Annotated in this window: 2 protein-coding genes; both read left to right on the top strand. The window is 42.6% G+C overall.

The features are described 5' to 3' along the window. A partial coding sequence (locus Q0192_RS01700) for an alkaline phosphatase family protein (RefSeq protein ID WP_299285128.1) occupies window positions 1-1,159 on the top strand: 1,159 nt, incomplete at its 5' end. Window positions 1,160-1,447: 288 nt separating this feature from the next. Continuing rightward, the coding region (locus Q0192_RS01695) for a response regulator (protein WP_299285126.1) at window positions 1,448-1,889 on the top strand (442 nt) is incomplete at its 3' end.

The following is a 1,889-nucleotide window of genomic DNA, read 5'->3' as shown; positions in this document are numbered from 1 at the left end:
AGAAAAATCGCCCATCAAACACGTTTTTTATATCATTAAAGAAAACCGCACTTACGATCAGGTTTTGGGCGATATGACAAAAGGCAACGGTGATACTTCTTTGTGTATTTTCCCGCAAAAAGTAACGCCAAACCACCATGCTTTGGCCAACGAGTTTGTTTTGCTGGACAATTTTTATGTAGATGCCGAAGTAAGCGCCGACGGCCACAACTGGAGTACAGCCGCTTATGCCACAGATTTTGTGGAGAAAACCTGGCCGACCAGCTACGGCGGTCGCGGCGGAAACTACGATTTTGAAGGGACACGGAAAGCCGCTTATCCGCGTGATGGTTTTATCTGGGATTACTGCCAGCGCGCCGGTTTAACTTACCGCACGTACGGCGAGTTTGTAACAGACGGCGCAACCGGAAAAGCCAGTTTAAAATCGTTAGAAAACCATTATTGCAAACAATCCCCGGGTTTTGATATGAACGTAAAAGACGTAAAACGGGTAGAAATCTGGGCGCATGATTTTGATTCGTTGCTTCGTATAAACGCCGTTCCGCAGTTTAATTCCATCCGCATTTCCAACGACCATACCAGCGGACAAAGAAAAGGTGCTTTATCGCCAATTTCGTGTGTGGCAGATAACGATTTGGCGATTGGCCAGTTTATCGAACACCTTTCCAAAAGTCCGGTTTGGAAAGAATCTGTCGTTTTTATTTTGGAAGACGATGCACAAAACGGCCCGGATCATATTGATGCGCATCGTTCGCCGGTTTTTGTGGCCGGCCCTTATGTTAAGCGAAATACGGTTTCGCACAACATGTATTCTACCTCCGGCGTGTTGCGCACCATCGAACTGATTTTAGGTTTGCCGCCCATGAGCCAGTACGATGCCGCCGCCGTGCCTTTGTTTGATTGCTTTACCAGCAAGCCCGATTTTTCTCCATACACAGCAAAACCTGCGCAAGTTAATTTAGAGCAACGCAACGTAGCGGTAAACAGAAGCAGCAAACGTTCCGAAAAGTTTAACTTTGCGAAGGAAGATGCCGTGCCAGATTTTGAACTGAACGATGTGGTCTGGAAATATGTAAAAGGCGAAAACTCCATCATGCCTGCACCAAAACGCAGTGCTTTTGTATTGCTGGAAAAAAAGAAGAAAAAAGACAACGATTAAGCGTTAATGCTTTCCTGCTCATTTTAGCTAATGCTTCTTTTATCAACCTTATTTTTGATTGATAAAAGAAGCATTAGATTGTCATTCTGTACTTGTTTCAAAATCTCTCGTTAAAGTATAAAACCAAGCATGTGGGATACCGAAATAAGTTCGGCATCACAAAAAACATAAACGCAACAGTTTTTAGGCGATAAAAGAAGCATTTGCCCGTAAGCTTTTATAACCTTGCGCCACGTAATCCGTAAACAATGTTAATAGCATCACCAAAATTATAAAAAGTTTAAGGTGATGGCAAAGCAAAGATTACGACCGTTGAAAGCAGCATTAAACGATACCCAAACAAACAGCAATAACCAAAAGCAATGTGCTTTAAGCTTGGGTTTGGTATTGGTTGTTGATGACAATGCAATCAACTGCAAACTGGCCAAAAAACTGTTTTTTAAATGGGGCATTGAAGCCGATTGTGTAGAAAACGGATTGGAAGCTTATAAAACAGTGATGCAAAAAGATTACGATTTGGTGTTGATGGATTTGCACATGCCAGTGATGGACGGTTTTATGGCCACCCGAAAAATCAGGCTGTTGCCCAGTGAAAAATACCAGCAGTTACCGATTATTGCCTTGACCGGAAGCGTTTTTGGTTTGGATTTAGAAAATTTGAAGGATGAAGGTTTAACCGACTACTTCTTAAAACCTTATACGCCCGACGGACTTTTAGAAAAAATAAAGC

Source organism: uncultured Mucilaginibacter sp. (assembly GCF_937859865.1).
Lineage (GTDB): Bacteria > Bacteroidota > Bacteroidia > Sphingobacteriales > Sphingobacteriaceae > Mucilaginibacter_A.
This window is presented reverse-complemented; position numbering and strand designations above follow the sequence as displayed.